Here is a 14758-nt window from a genome sequence, read left to right on the forward strand (position 1 = left end):
AGTCGCTTCACGGTTTGTCTCCCTAAATTACGCTTTACTTTTTGTTCCGAAACGGCACTGCGTTTTCCTTAGTAATCTTGGTTACCCCGTGCATGTATGGAACCAGCACTTCTGGAATCGTGACGGAACCATCGGCGTTTTGGTAGTTCTCCAAGATTGCGGCAACGGTCCGGCCAACCGCCAGTCCTGAACCGTTCAGGGTGTGTACGTATTGCAGCTTGCCATTTTCGTCCCGGTACTGGGTGTGCATTCGCCGGGCCTGGAAGTCCAGGCAGTTAGAACAGCTGGAAACTTCCCGGTACTTCTCCTGGGCCGGCATCCACAGCTCCAGGTCGTGCGTTTCGGAGGCGGTAAAGGACATATCGCTGGTCGTCAGTGTGATGACGTGGTACGGAATTTCCAGCTTCTTCAGGATGTTTTCGGCATTGGCCGTCATCTTTTCGAGCTCGTCCCATGAATCCTCCGGCTTGGTGTACTTCACCATTTCGACCTTGTTAAATTGGTGCATCCGAATCAGGCCCCGGGTATCCCGGCCAGCGGCTCCGGCTTCGGAACGGAAGCACGGTGTCAAAGCGGTCACGTAAACCGGCAGTTCTTCGGCTGGGATGACTTCGCCCCGGTAGTAGTTGGTCAACGGCACTTCCGCCGTCGGGATCAGGGTCATGTCTTCGCCGTTAACCTGGTAGACCCCTTCCTTAAACTTCGGGAACTGCCCGGTGCCGTACATGGAGTCCGCATTGACAATGTACGGCGGCAGCACTTCGGTATAGCCATCCTTCATGTGTTCATCGAGCATGAAGTTATAAACGGCCCGTTCTAGCTGGGCCCCTAAACCGAGGTAGTAGACAAAGCGGGAGCCAGAAACCTTGCCGGCCCGGTCAAAGTCAAGGATGCCCAGCTGTTCGCCGACGTCCCAGTGGTGCTTGGGCGCAAAGTCAAAGTCACGGATCTTGCCGACCTTGCGTAATTCAACGGCCCCGTCCTCGGTCAGGCTGACCGGAACCCCATCGTGCGGAACGTTCGGCAGGCGGGACATCTTGTCGTGCAGCTCTTCGTCGTTGGCTTCGACCTGTTCGTCCAGCTGCTTGATCTTATCGCCAAGCTCCCGGGTTTCCTTGATCGCTTCGTCCGCGGATTCACCGTTGCGCTTTGCCGCCCCGATCTTCTTTGATGCGTCGTTTCGTTGCGCCTTCATCGTTTCCGTCTGCTGCAAGAGGTCGCGCCGCTTCTGGTCAAGGGCCAGAACTTCATCGATTTCCTCCGCCTGAACGCCGCGGGTCGCGAGCTTTTGCTTGTAAAAATCAGGGTTTTGCCGAATCTTCTTAATATCTAGCATTTGAATTCCTCCTAACGAAAAGAGCCATTCCATCCTCAAAAAAATTTTGGGACGAAATGGCTCTTAGTTCCGCGGTACCACCCAAGTTCGACATTAAATAATGTCACCCTCGTGATGGATAACGGCCATCCGCCGTGCGGCATTACCCGCCCACATTTAACAGCACCGGAGTTTCGGTCAGCCGCTCACACCAGCCGCGGCCTCTCTGGATGACCTACTTGAAATGCTTCCGTGTTTTAATTTGCCACTATCATATTACATTTAGCCGAATTAAGCAATCGAAATTTAAGAAAAATTAGCAAAGCGTGACCGCTTAACGGCAGCACAAAGACCCCGCACATTTGAATGAGTTCAAGTGCGCGAGGCCTTTGCCTCTGATTAGTGTCGCCGTTCAGTTATTTTTAGGGGGAAGATTATCTAATCGGGAGCTAATCGTTTTTCTTCTTTAAGCCGCCGAGGCCAAGCATTGCGGTTAGGCTAGCAAGGCCCAATCCGGCAACGGCAGCGATGTTCTTAGTGTCACTGGTCTGCGGCAGCTGTGCGGCGTGCTGGCCGTTATTAGCACTTTGCCGGCCGCCAATGATGTTGCCGTGGTCGTTCGTTGGGGTTCCTGGGTTGCCGTTCCCGCCGTTGCCATTGTTGTGCTGGTCAGGGGTGGTTGGCGTCGTGTGACCGTCATTGCCCCCGCCATCATGGTGGTCGGCTGCCTGGTAAGTTACCTCAACCGTGACGTCGGCAGTTTCCGGTGTAACCTGTTCTGCAGCTACATCCGTTGCTGCCGTGCCATCAACGTAGGAAGTGTAGCCAGCTAGCTGCGGCACGTTGAATTCGCCCCAATCAGCTGCGGAGCCGGTAGCCAGCGTCCAGGCGCCATAGGAAAGAACCTGGTTCGTAACCTTATCAATCGTTTCGCTCCGGTTAAAGTGGACCGGCTGCGTAGTCAGGCTCGTCGTACCGTCCGGATGGTTGACGATGATCGTCCGGGTCACCGTCTTAAACATCCCCTGGTAAAGCGGGTCCGTTGGGTTAACACCAGGATCGCCAGGGTTGACCGTCTTGGTTGCGTGAACCAGCGGAACCGTTACGGCGCCTGGAACAACTGCCGTACTTGGTACCTGGTAGTCAGAAGCAATTGTCCAATTTGCGGGAACGTGGTCCTTGATGGTCGTGGCAACGTCGACGGTGCTGCCCAGCTGACCAGTAACGGTCATGGTCCCCAGAACCGTGCTTGGGTTCTTTTGGTCAACGTAGGTGATTACCACGTCGCCCTGCTTTGCTTCGCCGGACTTCCGGTAGCTAACCGTGTAATTATACTGCGAGTATGCCAAGACCGGCTTTGGCAGCTTCAATCCCCAATTACCATCTGCATCTTTTTCAAGCGTTGCCATTGGAGTCCCGTCAGCGGAAACCGGGGTCAGGCTTACTTCTGGCGTGTAGCCAGCATAGCTTGGAATCGTAACATTGGTGAACGCAACATTTACGTCAGCATCGGTTGGCAGTCCCGCATAAGTGAAGCGCAGCTCTTGCCGCGGCTTCGTAGTCGTTGTGCCATCTGGCGCTTTAACCGTAACCTGAGAGTAGAAGTAGTAGGTGGTTGTGGCTGTGCTGCTCAGTTCGACTTCAACCGGGATAACAAAGTGATCCGCGGTGACGTTGTATGAGCCTGGGTACCGAGCAATCGTGTAGCCTGCCGGAACCTTTTGGTTAGCCAAGTCACGGAGCAGGCCGGCCGTTAGGGTGTCGCCAACCTTGCTCTTAATCTGGTCCCCGGTACCAACTTGGGTGCCGTCGGCCGTTTGGTAAACAATCTGGCCCTGAGCATCAAAATGTGCGCTGGACTTCAATGCCAACGGTACCACAATCTCGGCTGGCGTCGCCGTAATGTTATCGCGTGCCGCCGGATAAGTGTAGTTGCTTACCACCGTGTAGTCCGCCGGAACATTGCTGTCAATGGCATTCTTCAGTTGGGCAGCCGTTAAGTTCGCACCCTTGGCAATGTTGTCAATTGTCGTGTAAGCAACTTCCTTGCCGTTGTAAGTGTAAACGATCTTTTGCGTGAACGCGGTCTTATCTTGGTCCTGCTTGCCAGAATCCTCATCCTTGACCACGTTAATGGTTGCCGGCACATCAAGGTAGGTCCCATCATTAAAGGCAATCCGAACCGTGCCCGCCACGCCATTGGCGACATTGGCGGTTGATGGCTGACCACTTGGTGCCCAGGTCATCGTAAACGTCTTCGCGGTGTCGGTTCCCGGTACGTACGCCAAAACCTGTGGGGCATTCGGGTTAGCGTTCTGCCCGTTCCAGCCAGCGGCACCGAGGTCCGTAACGTCAATCAGGTGCCGGTACTGGTCCTGGGTCAGGTTGGAAATATCACTGTTTTGCTTAAAGGTTAAGGCTTCGCCAGTTTTCGCACCGTAGAAGTTGAAGAAGACATTGCACCAGCCCTGATAGTCGCCATAGCCCAGACCTAATTCAGTGGCCGTGCCGTTGGCGTTGGAAACGGTGAAGTTGTACCGGTACTTCGAGTTGCCCGGCAGGTTATCGCCTTGGCCAGTCTTTTCCAGCGGGCTGTTTGCCAGGGTGGTTGCGGTATTATCGCCAAAGTTGGTGTTTGGTGCGTAGCCATTCAGCCAAGTGTAGCTGATGTCGCTGGCGGCAAACTTGTCACTCGGGTCGGCAATATTAACAAATTCGGTCCCCGCCGCATTCAGCTTGTAGGTGGTGTGCTTGCGGTAGTTGCCATTGCCGCTTGTGCCATCCCAGTCGTAGTTGTAGGTAATCGTGTTAAAGCCACTGTTAGCGGCTGCCGGAACGTTATCAACGCTTGTCTTGTGCACATTCGCTGGGTCCGCGGAGAAGTCCGTATTGGTTTGGTTGCCGTAGTACGTGGTGTGGCCGTCAGGGTCGACCGTCAGTCCCGTGACACTGACGGGAACATAGACTGTCGCCGCCGTGCCGTCCTGGTAGCGAACCGCAACCGGAACGTTGAAGGTTCCCCGGCTGGCGTCCTTAGTTACGGTAACCGTAATTTCCCCAGTAGTTGGGTTGATTGCCGTCGTGACCCCGGCAGGATCAGTAAACGTCCCCTTGGCATAGCCGGTGATGGTCCCCGCCGGCATCCCCGTGGTGGTCGTCGGCAGTTCAGACTTCGTTGCCGGACTAGCGGTCGTTGGCCGTTCAATCTCCAGCCCGCCGTAGTTAACCGGGTACTGGTCACTGTCCTTAGCGGTTTCGGTAACCGTGACGTTGACCGGAACGTAGTCGACCGAGCCATCAGGGTAGGTAACCTTTACAAGGGTCGATTGGGTTCCAACCACGCTGGTATCTGGCGTGTAGGCCCAGTCATACTTCGTACCTTGCGGCAAAGTATCCTGGTTGGTGATGGCAGTTGCCGCTGCTGGTACTGAAGCCCCCTTCTCGACGGTTAGGTTCTTGCCTTGCGGTGCGTAGTTGTCAGCCTGATCGCCAACGTGAACGTAAACCAGCACGTCCTTGGAAACTGGTTGGCCATTAAGCGTCCCCTTAACCGTGACGTAACCCTGCTGCGTCGTGTTAGAAATTCCGTCGCCGCTGGTGGCCGGTTTAGCTGACCAGGTGTAAGTTACCCCCGTCGCGTCGCTTGGAACCCCGCCGGCAATGGCCCTTTGGGCGTCCTGGTCGGTTAAATCATGGCCATAGGCAACCCGAATGGTCGTACCGTAAGGAGCAAAGCCGTTATTGGCGTCTGGATCAGTAACGTGGACCGGAACCACGACCGTCGTGGTTTCGCCATTCGGATAAGTAATCTTAACGGTTCCCTGCGAATCACCTGGCTGGGACACATCCGGTTCAGTTCCCCAAGTTACCGTCGTGTTGCTTGGCTGGGAAAGGGGCTGTCCAGCCGGCGTTTGCCCCCAGTCAACCGTTGTCGAAGCGTCAGGGAGCGTCCCCTTCGGCGTAGTAACGTCCTTGCCGGTTGGCGTGTTAGTTACGGTAACCGTCGTTGGAACGTAGTCAACCGAGCCGTCAGGGTAGGTTACTTGAACAACCCCCGGATGCTGGCCCTGCGAGTAAACGTCCGGTGTCTGTGACCAGGTGTAAGTTGGCGTGCCGCCCGTTGGCTGCCCAGCTGGCCAGGTCACAGCAGTAGCGGCGTCAGGAAGGGTCCCGATGGTGGTCGTCACTGTCTGACCCTGGGGATCATTTTGCTCAGCGTCAGTCCGGGTCGTCGAAGGCGTCGTTGGGTTGCCGACCACTACCTTAACCGGAACCTGGTCGACTGACTGGTCCGGGTAAGTGACGTTAATCACTCCGGGAACGGTTCCCGCTTTGGAAACGTCTGGGGCCTTGCTCCAGGTGTAGCTGGTCCCCGCCGGCAGGTCGCCAGGGTTGGCAATTCCGGCTTGGGCTGGCGGAACGGTCCCAACCGAAGTTGAAACCGGCTGGCCCTGAGGAGTGTATTGATCCGCTTGCGATTCAACGTTAACCGTAACCGGAACCTCGTCCGTGGAGCCGTCCGTGTAGGTAACGGTTACCAGCCCGTTCTTAACCCCGGGTACATCAGTGGCGGGTGCAGTGTGCCAAGTGTAGCCGTTGGTGCCGGCAACGACCGAGTGCCCGTTTTGATCGACCAGTTGGCCCTTGTTCGTAATCGCATTTGCCGCATCGGCTGGGGTCAGCTGGTGGCCTTCGGGAACGGTAATCGAACCACCAGCCGGTGCGTACTGACTAGCCAGGGTTTGGTCAGTCACCGCAAGCGGGATCGTTACAAAGTCGACCGAGCCATCGTTATAGACAATCGTGGCGGTGGCGGCAGTTTGCCCCTGCTTTAACGTGCCGTTGGCGTTCGTTGCTGGCAAAACTGGCTGTTGGGCATCCGCACCGGTGCCGTATTGTGCTTGCCAGATCGCTTGGTCGGTCTGGCTGGTACCGTTAACCACGTTCTCCTGAGCCGCATCATACCAGTGGGACTTGTTCCAATCGATGTTCGCTAAGCCGTTCGGAACAACGGCCCCGGTCTGGTCGATCAGGTCTTTAATCCCATTCTGAACGTTCAGGTCGGTCAAGTGCTGCTTCGTAGTAGCGTTAATCGTCTGGACCTCTGGCTGGTACTTATCCGCATCCGTCGGCTGGGCCGCGGTCGCCAGTGAAGTCCCCATGGCAACCCGCTGTGGCGTCCACCAGTTGAAGGTGTTCAGGAAGTTATTCAGGTATGGCGTTTCGTAGTCCACTCCTGGGGTCGGCTGGCCCGTAGTTACCGTGCCATCTTGATATTGGTAACTGTTCAACCCGGCCTGGCTCCCGGCAAAGGTGACCGTTCCGTTCGAGTGTAAGAACTTCATTTCACCATTCTGATTTTGCCCGATCGTCTGACCAGCGGCGGTAAAGCCAGAAATGGCGTTGTTTCCCCAGTTATTCTGGTTCGTTAAGCTCTTGATGTACCAGTAGGATGATGCGCCGCCCTTATTGCCTTCATCCCAGTAAGCTAATGGCAATACACCACCGTTACCCGAGATGTTGACGTGGTTATTCATATTTTCCAGGCGGAGCAGGGTCCCGGTTTGTGACCCCGTCCGCTGGAAGTTAACGTAACCAGGATTAGTAATGTTGACCTTGGCAAACGTGGCTGAATTTACGCCACCGTTCCCCCACATCGTTACTAAGCCGATGTTCGGCGTGTTGGTAAAGGACCCCTTGATCGAAGAGGTAGCGCCGTCTTGCAAGTCCAGCGTCGCCCCATCCTGGACGTTCAACGTAAATTGGCCACCAGTTCCATTACCGGAGCCAAACGAAATCAATGGCGAAGTCGAATTCGTCCCGGTCCGGACAATCGTTAGTTTACCGGCATTGTTCAGGAGGTTGGAACCCGCATTGCTAACGTTTGCGGCAAAGCCAACCCCTAATGAAATCGGGGCAAAGTGGTAACCATTGTAGTTGGTGACCCCGTTGGCGCCGGTCCCATCATTGCTTTCCCGGGTCTGGATATTAACCACCCCGGTCTTGCCGATATTTAAGTTACCGGCCCAAATCGCAACGGAGTGGCCATCAGCCATGTTGGCGTTCAAGTTACCGTCGACCTGGACCGTTCCAGTGATCGCCCGGTTAACCAGCATTCCCTTGACGTCGGTCGACTGACCATTTAAGGTCACGGTCGCTCCCTGCTGGACATCAATCGCGGGCGCAGAATCATTTGGGTCTTCGACGTTGGCCCGGAGAATATTGCCACCAGCGTTCTGGTCGTTGTTAGTCTTAGCGGTGCTGACGTTAAAGACAGTGTTAGTACCATCAGCAAAGATAATGTGGGCAGCGGAAACGGCACTTGAGTAGTTGTACAGCTGATTACCAGCGACATTCACCGCTTCACAAGTAATCTGGTTATTGCCCTTAAAGGTTACCGTGGTATACGGATTATCCGTAATTTGCTGCGCCATCGTGGTGTTGTAGAAGGCCCCGTTTTTGACGTCAGCAGTAACATTTTCAAAAGTAACCTTATTCTTCGCTAAGAGCTCCGTCCTAATATCGTCACCGCCCATGTAAATTGGGCTAAATGCCCCGCCAAACGTAGACCAGGAATTATCATAGCCATCGGCATTGATGGTGATGTTCTTAAAGGTAAGGTTCCACGGTGTACTCTTCTGCTGGTTAGCGGTCGTGAAGCTGAGGTAGTTGGCCCCAAAATTAATCGTATGGCCCTGGCCATCAATCGTCAGGGTTCGCGCGATGTTCTCCCCGGTTAGGTTCATCTTGCCGCCATTGGTGACCGGGTTCGGCCGGTTAATGCCACTAACGTTAGTCCCCTGATTGGCCACGGTAATGTCGCCACTGAGGGTAATGGTCCCAACATTGGCATCGTTCATTGCGTTGACAAAGCCTTGCCAATCAGTTACTTCCTGCGCTTGTACCGGAGCCTTGCTTTCCGCAGCCTGGTTGGCAGTCACTGGCGCAGGAGCAGCAGTATTTAGCGAATTAGTATTCGCCTTATTCTCCGTAGTGGCAGCGCCGTTGGCGGCACCAGCAGTCTGCGAAAGGGTCACCGTCTGCTTGTTTGAGGCAGCCGGATCAGTGGCGGTTGACGCGCTACCGTTATCAGCAACACTTGAATCCGCGTTAGCAGCGGTCCCAATTCCCATAAAGGTAAAACCAATCAGCACTGAGGCAACTCCCACGGTTAGCTTTTTAATTGCGAACCGTTGTTTTTTCGCCTCATGTTGCCGAAGTTGTTCTTTCCAATTACTTCTCGATAACATAATCTGTCCTCCATAACATTATTTATCGTCCGCCATAATTATATCCGGTTTTTTTTTTTCAAATTGGGATTGTTTAATAAATAAATTTGTTTCTTGAATTTAGTTAACGTGTGGGCTCCACCCGTTTCCTTTTTTAGAAAAAATATGACATTTTCATCATGCTTAACCCCCATCGTGACGCCAATCTTTTTATCATCATGAAAATGAAAATGCGATAACGGACTGCTAGGGCCAATCAAAATTTGTATAAAAAAAGTCCCCAACATTCAGCTTAACCCAAATGTTAGGGACCTCCGCAACGCGCAAGTTAATCCTCGCTTCCGCGTCCCAGGAGTTAAATATTTACGTTTTCGACCCGTTCGTCGTTATGGATAAAGACTGCCCCCCGGTTGCCCGGCTGCTCCGTCCAGCCAACGAGTGGGGCGCCGTTAAAGAAGAGCCGCTTGGCTTCGATTTCCCCCATTACCGACTGGTCGGTGAACACCGTCACGCTGCTAAGGTCAGTTTCCAGCGGGTAGCCGGTGCGGGGGTCTAGGAGGTGGTGGTACCGCCGGCCGGCCTTCACCAGGAAGCGTTCGTAAATCCCCGACGTCACTGCCGAGCCGGCCGGCTGCCGGACCGTTTCCAAGTCGTGGCCCCGCTTTAGCTGCGGGTCCTGGACACCAATAATCCATTGCCCATCAGTCCGCCGGGGTGACCGACCGACAAAGACCAGGTTGCCGCCCAGGTTAATAATCCCGGCCGGCACCCCCCGGGATTGCCAAAAGTCCCGAATCCGGTCGGCGATGTAGCCCTTGGCAATTCCGCCCAGGTCCAGCTCCATCCCCGGCCGTTCGAGGTAAACGGTCCGGTGATCGTCATCCAGCAGCACCTGGTAGGGATCAATTAACTGGAGCCGCTCCTTAATCGCCCGGTCACTCGGCACGTTGGCCCCGGCAAAGCCGATCTTCCACAACTTCACGAGCGGCCCAATCAGCGCGTTAAAGCCAAAGTTTTCCCGGCTATAATGAACCGCCAATTTGATCAGGTCATAGGTCGTCGGCGAGACCAGCTTGGGAATCCGCCCGGCAGCCTGGTTGACCGCCATCACTTCAGATACCGGCCGGTTAACCGTCAGCCGGTCCTCATAGCCGTCGATCAGCTTCACCGCTTGGCTCAGCAGGGGAAAGTACTCATCCCCGTAGACCGTCAGCACGATTTTAGTTCCCAGGGCCCGGTGCACCATGCTGTGCTGCTGGGCCATTAATTCACTCGTCATCAGCCAGCCTAGTTTTCAGAAGCACCAGTCGTGGCGTCAGCACTTTCGTCGTCGGCATCCACACTGCCGCTTTCGGAGGCGCCGGTCGTCGCGTCCTCATCAGCAGCCTCGTTAGCTACCGGCGAACCGGCGGTCTCACTAGCGGGATCATCATCAGCCTCGGAGGCACCGGTAGAAGCATCGGCGACGGGCGCTGCCGCTTGGTCGCCGCCCTCGTCATGGGCAGAGGCACCGGTTGTGGCGTCCGGCTTCTTATCCCAGCCCCCGTTTTCAAACAGGTTCAGGATGTATTCGACACTCCCGGTAAACTCAATCGTACCCAGGTAGTGGCCATCAACGTCCCGCAGCGCGTAGTATTGGATCAGTGAACGGTGGCCGTTCATCCACAGCGGCCGGGTCACGACGTCCTTTTCGCCATCACGGAAGCTATTGATAATCTTCGTCACCACCGGAACGGCCTTTGGCGGGTGGCATTCCGTTACCGGTTCGTTCAGGGACGCCACGCTCCGCACATGTTCCCGGTTCGGCTTGTCCGAGTACCAGGCGAAGCGGTCTGAACTGTCAACCAGGTCAATTTCAAAGGGGATCGTACTGAAAATCTGTTGAACCTCTTTTAATGACAACCGGCCAGTTGGGAAGTTAATGTAAGCATCACTAATCGTTGGGCGTTTAATCGACATATGGACTTCCTCCTCATCAATGTTTTCAAATACCTGAATGTATTCAATAAAGTTTGTAAAGCACCGTTCAAGGTTATCGCGCATCTTTTCATCAATCAGGCGGCCGTCCTTGGAAAAGACCCGGCTCGCCCCACCAATCAAGACTTCATTGCCCGGCAGCAGGTTGGCATCACAGTCGGGTGAGATGAGGATTTGCCGCATTTGCACCTGCGAACGGGCAGACGCCTGGCGGCCATAAGAAACCCCGACCACCATAACCGGCTTGTGCTTCAAAACCGTGGTGTGGTACGACAGCCATTCTGTGGCACTCTTTAAAGCGGCCGGAATCCCGTGGTCATATTCCGGAGTGGAGAACACGACCCCGTCGGCTGCTTTGACCTTTTGCTTGAGCTTCCAGACTTCGGTTTGCTCACTCAATGGCACATCCACGCTAAAGGCAGGCAGCTTGCTAATTTCGTAAATTTCAATGTCGGCCATCTGCTTAAAGTGCTTTTTCATAAACTGGAGCAAAATCCGGTTATACGAGAAGTTCGCGTTGGTCCCAACTAAAGCTAAAATTTTCATTAGTCCTTTGCCGCCTCCTTCTTCTTGGCAACCATTCCGTTAATGGCTTCTGCATATGGTTTGAATTCCCGAATGCACTTGTTCAAGAAGCTGATCGTGCCCGCGTCCGTAATGTTGCCGTCTTCGTCCATTAATTCGGCAACGTTACTCATGAAGAATTCCTCGCCTTGGAAGACGTGGGCGTTGACCCCTGGCGAAATCAAAATATCCCGCAGCTGGACCTGGGAACGGGAGGATCCCTGTTCGTGGGTCGAGGCCCCGATAATCATCACCGGCTTGTCCTCCAGCGGGTGCAGCTCATACGAGAGCCACTCCACCATGCTCTTTAGCGCAGAGGTGATTGAGTGGTTATATTCAGGACTGGCGATAATCACCGCATCGGCGTCCGCCACCCGGCGGTCAATATCAGCTACGACGTCTGGAGTTTTTCCCTTATAGTTTTCGTTAAAAAGTGGAACCTTGCGAATGTCGATCACATCAACATCATCGGTATCCCGAAGATCCTTTGCAATGTATTCTAACAACATCCGATTATAAGAATGGTTCGCATTGGACCCTGCAATTGCAGCAATCTTCAAACTTGTCACTTCCTTATAATTATTTATGCAACATTTCACACTGTCATTTTACTATAATTTCAATGCCAGCGACACAAAACCGGACTAATTATTAGCATTCTTTTCGCTTAACCGGGAATTTTGAACGATTTAGTTATAATCACTACCGCATCGTTCCCCCACTTACCGGGCGAAGATGGTAAAATGAAGAGATATCACAATGAACGGAGCAGGAATATGGTAAAAGAGCACGTAACAACGGACGTTAACGTTAACATTGGGGACCGCTTCCCCCTGACCATTCGGCGCTTAGGGGTAAACGGTCACGGCATTGGCTATTACAAGCATAAGGTCTGCTTTGTCCCCGGTGCACTCCCGGACGAAGTCGTGGTTGCAGAAGTCACCCGGGTCCACCCCCGCTTTTTAGAGGCGAAGATCCACCGGATTCGCAAGCGCAGCCGGCACCGGGTAGCCCCGCGCGACAGTTACGCTGACGTGGCTGGTGGCTTCGAGTTGGAACACCTGGCCTACCCCCAGCAGCTCGCCTTTAAGCGGCAGGTGGTCCTCGACAGCCTTGAAAAATTCCAGCCATACGGCTACCGCAACTACGACGTGCGGCAGACGATTGCCGCGCCGGAGGAATACCACTACCGCAACAAGGCCCAGTTCCAGGTCCGGATGGTTGACGGCCACGTAGCAGCTGGCCTTTACAAGCCCAACAGCCACGACCTGGTTGATATGCAGGAATGTGCAGTCCAAATGCCGCGGACGATGAAGGTCGTGCGGACAGTCGTGCAGTTAATTGAAGACCTGCAGATCCCCGTATATGACGAGGCGCACAACAGCGGCATTATTAAAACGATTGTTGTGCGGGAATCCTGGACGACCGGCGAACTCCAGCTCACCTTCATCACCAACACCCCGAAGCTGGTCCATAAACGGCCCCTCCTCACCGCCATCGCCCAGCAGCTGCCAGAAGTCGTTTCGATCATGCAAAACGTCAACCCCGGCGACACGCCCCTGGTCTGGGGTGAGCAGATGATCCACCTGGCGGGCAAGCAGACCATCACCGAAAGCCTGATGGGCCTTGACTTTGAGCTGTCCGCCCGGTCCTTCCTCCAGCTGAATCCGGAGCAAACGGAAGTCCTCTATGAACAGGCTGCCGAAGCACTCGAACTCGACCGGGAAGACACCCTGATCGATGCCTACGCCGGGATCGGGACGATCGGCCTCGCACTGGCGGCCCGGGTTAAGGCCGTGCGGGGAATGGAAATCATCCCCGAGGCCGTTGCGGATGCCAACGCCAACGCCCAGCTGAACGGAATTAGCAACGCCCACTATGAGGTGGGCAAGGCCGAGGAGGTCATGCCCCGCTGGCTCGCAGAAGGGCTGCAATTCGACGCCCTGGTGGTCGATCCGCCGCGGACGGGTTTAGATGATGAGCTGATTAAGCAGATCCTCAAGGTCAAGCCCCGCAAGTTTGCCTACGTTTCCTGCGGAATGGCATCCCTGGCCCGAAACCTCCGGCGGCTGACCAGCGTGTACCACGTCGACTACATCCAGCCGATTGACATGATGCCGCAGACGGCCCGCTGCGAAGCCGTCGTCAAGCTGTCTCTCCGGCGCTAGAGTAGTGTCCGCCACCCGAATGTGTTATCATTATTATTTAACAGAAAGAAGTGGACAAGAGATATGCAAAACCCATTTGGCAACAACAATAATAATGACCAAAACCCGTTTAACTTGAATAATCTCCCCCTCCCACCAAACTACGCTAAAATTGTTAATGATCAGGGTGACATCCGGATCGCCAAGGTGGGCATTTCATGGACCACGCTCTGGTTCGGCCCGCTGCCGGCACTTTTTCGGGGTGACTACTACAACTTCTTGTTAATCATCGTCTTGGACCTGGACTACGCCCTCGTTGCCCTGTTCTTTGGTCTGAACTGGCTGCTGGAATTCCCAATTCCGTCGGTCATCTTTGCCTTTCTGTACAACATGATGTACTTCCGGCACCTGTTCACCAAGGGCTACCGCCCGGCGGATGAACGGTCCCGGCAGATTTTAACCAATGCCCGGTACTGGAAAGAAAAGTAATTTCCCGGGAAATATTCTCTGGGTACATAAAAGCGGTCGAGCTTCAAATTTAGCTCGACCGCTTTTCGCTTGCCTAATTCCGTTCAATCGTAATGTCCTCATGCCCATCATACTCTTCGACCGCCACGTGAACGGTTTCGTCAGAGGACGTCGGGATGTTCTTGCCCACAAAGTCTGGCCGGATTGGCAGTTCGCGGTGGCCCCGATCGACCAGCACCGCCAGGGAAATCCGCTTTGGCCGGCCCATATCCATCAGGGCGTCCAGGGCGGCCCGCACCGTCCGGCCGGTGAAGAGCACGTCATCAACTAGGATCACGTGCTTATCAGTAATGTCAACATCCAGCTGCTTCGTGTTGACCGTTGGCTCAATCCGGTGGTCCGGCACATGGCGGTCATCCCGGTAAAGCGACACGTCGAGGGCCGCAACGGGAACATCAACCTTTTCTAACTGGTTTAACCGCTTGGCGAGCCGTTCCGCCAGGTAGATTCCCCGGGTCTTGATTCCTACAAAGACGAGGTTTTCAACCCCCTTGTTCTGTTCGATAATCTCGTAGGTAATCCGGGTCAGCGCCCGTTGCATACTTGAACCATCAACGATTTCATGTGCCATAATTGCCACTCCTTTTTAATCCAACTCACTCTTCCAAATAAAAACTCCGTTAGCAGCACCGGCGACTAACGGAGAAAATCATTCCATCGGTCCTTGCCGGTCTCACTGGGCCACTTAAAGGAAACTATTTATTTTATTGTAATTGGCTCCCAATGCACTGTCAATCGTTTAATTGCCGAAGCGGCTCAGCCAGGTCGAGAGCCGCTGGGACACGTTCGTCCAAATTTCGTTAAAGCCCGGCTGGTTCTTCAGGTCGTTGACAACGCTGACCCCGTTGTCCGGATCTTGCCGCACCTGGTTGACGACGTTCATCACCTCATTCAGGTGCTCCTTCGCCGTTGAACTCTGGGACTGGTTAAGCAGTTGCTGGTTTTGGGACTGAATCTGGTCCAAACGTTCATTTAGCGCCTGCTGGTCATGGTCCTTC

At 54.5% G+C, this 14758-nt stretch carries 9 protein-coding genes; 2 read left to right on the top strand and 7 right to left on the bottom strand.

Annotation, left to right across the window (positions count from 1 at the left end; translation table 11 throughout):
• Nucleotides 1-34 precede the first annotated feature (34 nt).
• From serS to HMPREF0494_RS04000, 5 genes are all read right to left on the bottom strand, one after another.
• Entirely contained in the window at nt 35-1336 is a 1302-nt protein-coding gene (gene serS, locus HMPREF0494_RS03975) for a serine--tRNA ligase (protein ID WP_040458772.1), read from the bottom strand.
• Nucleotides 1337-1764: 428 nt separating this feature from the next.
• Nucleotides 1765-8565: a Rib/alpha-like domain-containing protein gene (locus HMPREF0494_RS03980; protein ID WP_007123647.1), complete on the bottom strand. Its 6801-nt coding sequence runs from the start codon at nt 8563-8565 to the stop codon at nt 1765-1767.
• A 334-nt stretch (nt 8566-8899) separates the two neighbouring features.
• Nucleotides 8900-9823: an FAD:protein FMN transferase gene (locus HMPREF0494_RS03990; RefSeq protein ID WP_007123649.1), complete on the bottom strand. Its 924-nt coding sequence runs from the start codon at nt 9821-9823 to the stop codon at nt 8900-8902.
• Nucleotides 9824-9831: 8 nt separating this feature from the next.
• Nucleotides 9832-11067, bottom strand: a complete 1236-nt coding sequence (locus tag HMPREF0494_RS03995) for an NAD(P)H-dependent oxidoreductase (RefSeq protein ID WP_007123650.1) — start codon at nt 11065-11067, stop codon at nt 9832-9834.
• Nucleotides 11067-11645, bottom strand: a complete 579-nt coding sequence (locus HMPREF0494_RS04000; protein ID WP_040458774.1) for an NADPH-dependent FMN reductase — start codon at nt 11643-11645, stop codon at nt 11067-11069. The genes HMPREF0494_RS03995 and HMPREF0494_RS04000 overlap by 1 nt, the downstream gene beginning before the upstream one ends.
• Nucleotides 11646-11861: 216 nt before the next feature.
• Between HMPREF0494_RS04000 and rlmD the strand changes: the two genes are divergently transcribed.
• Nucleotides 11862-13253 carry a 23S rRNA (uracil(1939)-C(5))-methyltransferase RlmD gene (gene rlmD, locus HMPREF0494_RS04005; RefSeq protein ID WP_040458775.1) on the top strand — a complete coding sequence of 464 codons (1392 nt, stop codon included), beginning with the start codon at nt 11862-11864 and terminating at the stop codon, nt 13251-13253.
• Between the two features lie 63 nt (nt 13254-13316).
• Nucleotides 13317-13721, top strand: coding sequence for a hypothetical protein (locus tag HMPREF0494_RS04010; protein ID WP_007123653.1), 405 nt, complete (start codon nt 13317-13319; stop codon nt 13719-13721).
• Nucleotides 13722-13794: 73 nt separating this feature from the next.
• Here the strand turns inward: HMPREF0494_RS04010 and pyrR are convergent, their stop codons facing one another.
• Together pyrR and HMPREF0494_RS11605 are read right to left on the bottom strand one after the other, a co-directional pair.
• Nucleotides 13795-14331, bottom strand: coding sequence for a bifunctional pyr operon transcriptional regulator/uracil phosphoribosyltransferase PyrR (gene pyrR / locus HMPREF0494_RS04015; protein WP_007123654.1), 537 nt, complete (start codon nt 14329-14331; stop codon nt 13795-13797).
• Nucleotides 14332-14499: 168 nt separating this feature from the next.
• Nucleotides 14500-14724, bottom strand: a complete 225-nt coding sequence (locus HMPREF0494_RS11605; RefSeq protein ID WP_007123655.1) for a hypothetical protein — start codon at nt 14722-14724, stop codon at nt 14500-14502.
• Between the last annotated feature and the right edge of the window lie 34 nt (nt 14725-14758).

Origin of the sequence: Limosilactobacillus antri DSM 16041, assembly GCF_000160835.1 — a bacterium.
Taxonomy (GTDB): Bacteria; Bacillota; Bacilli; order Lactobacillales; family Lactobacillaceae; genus Limosilactobacillus; species Limosilactobacillus antri.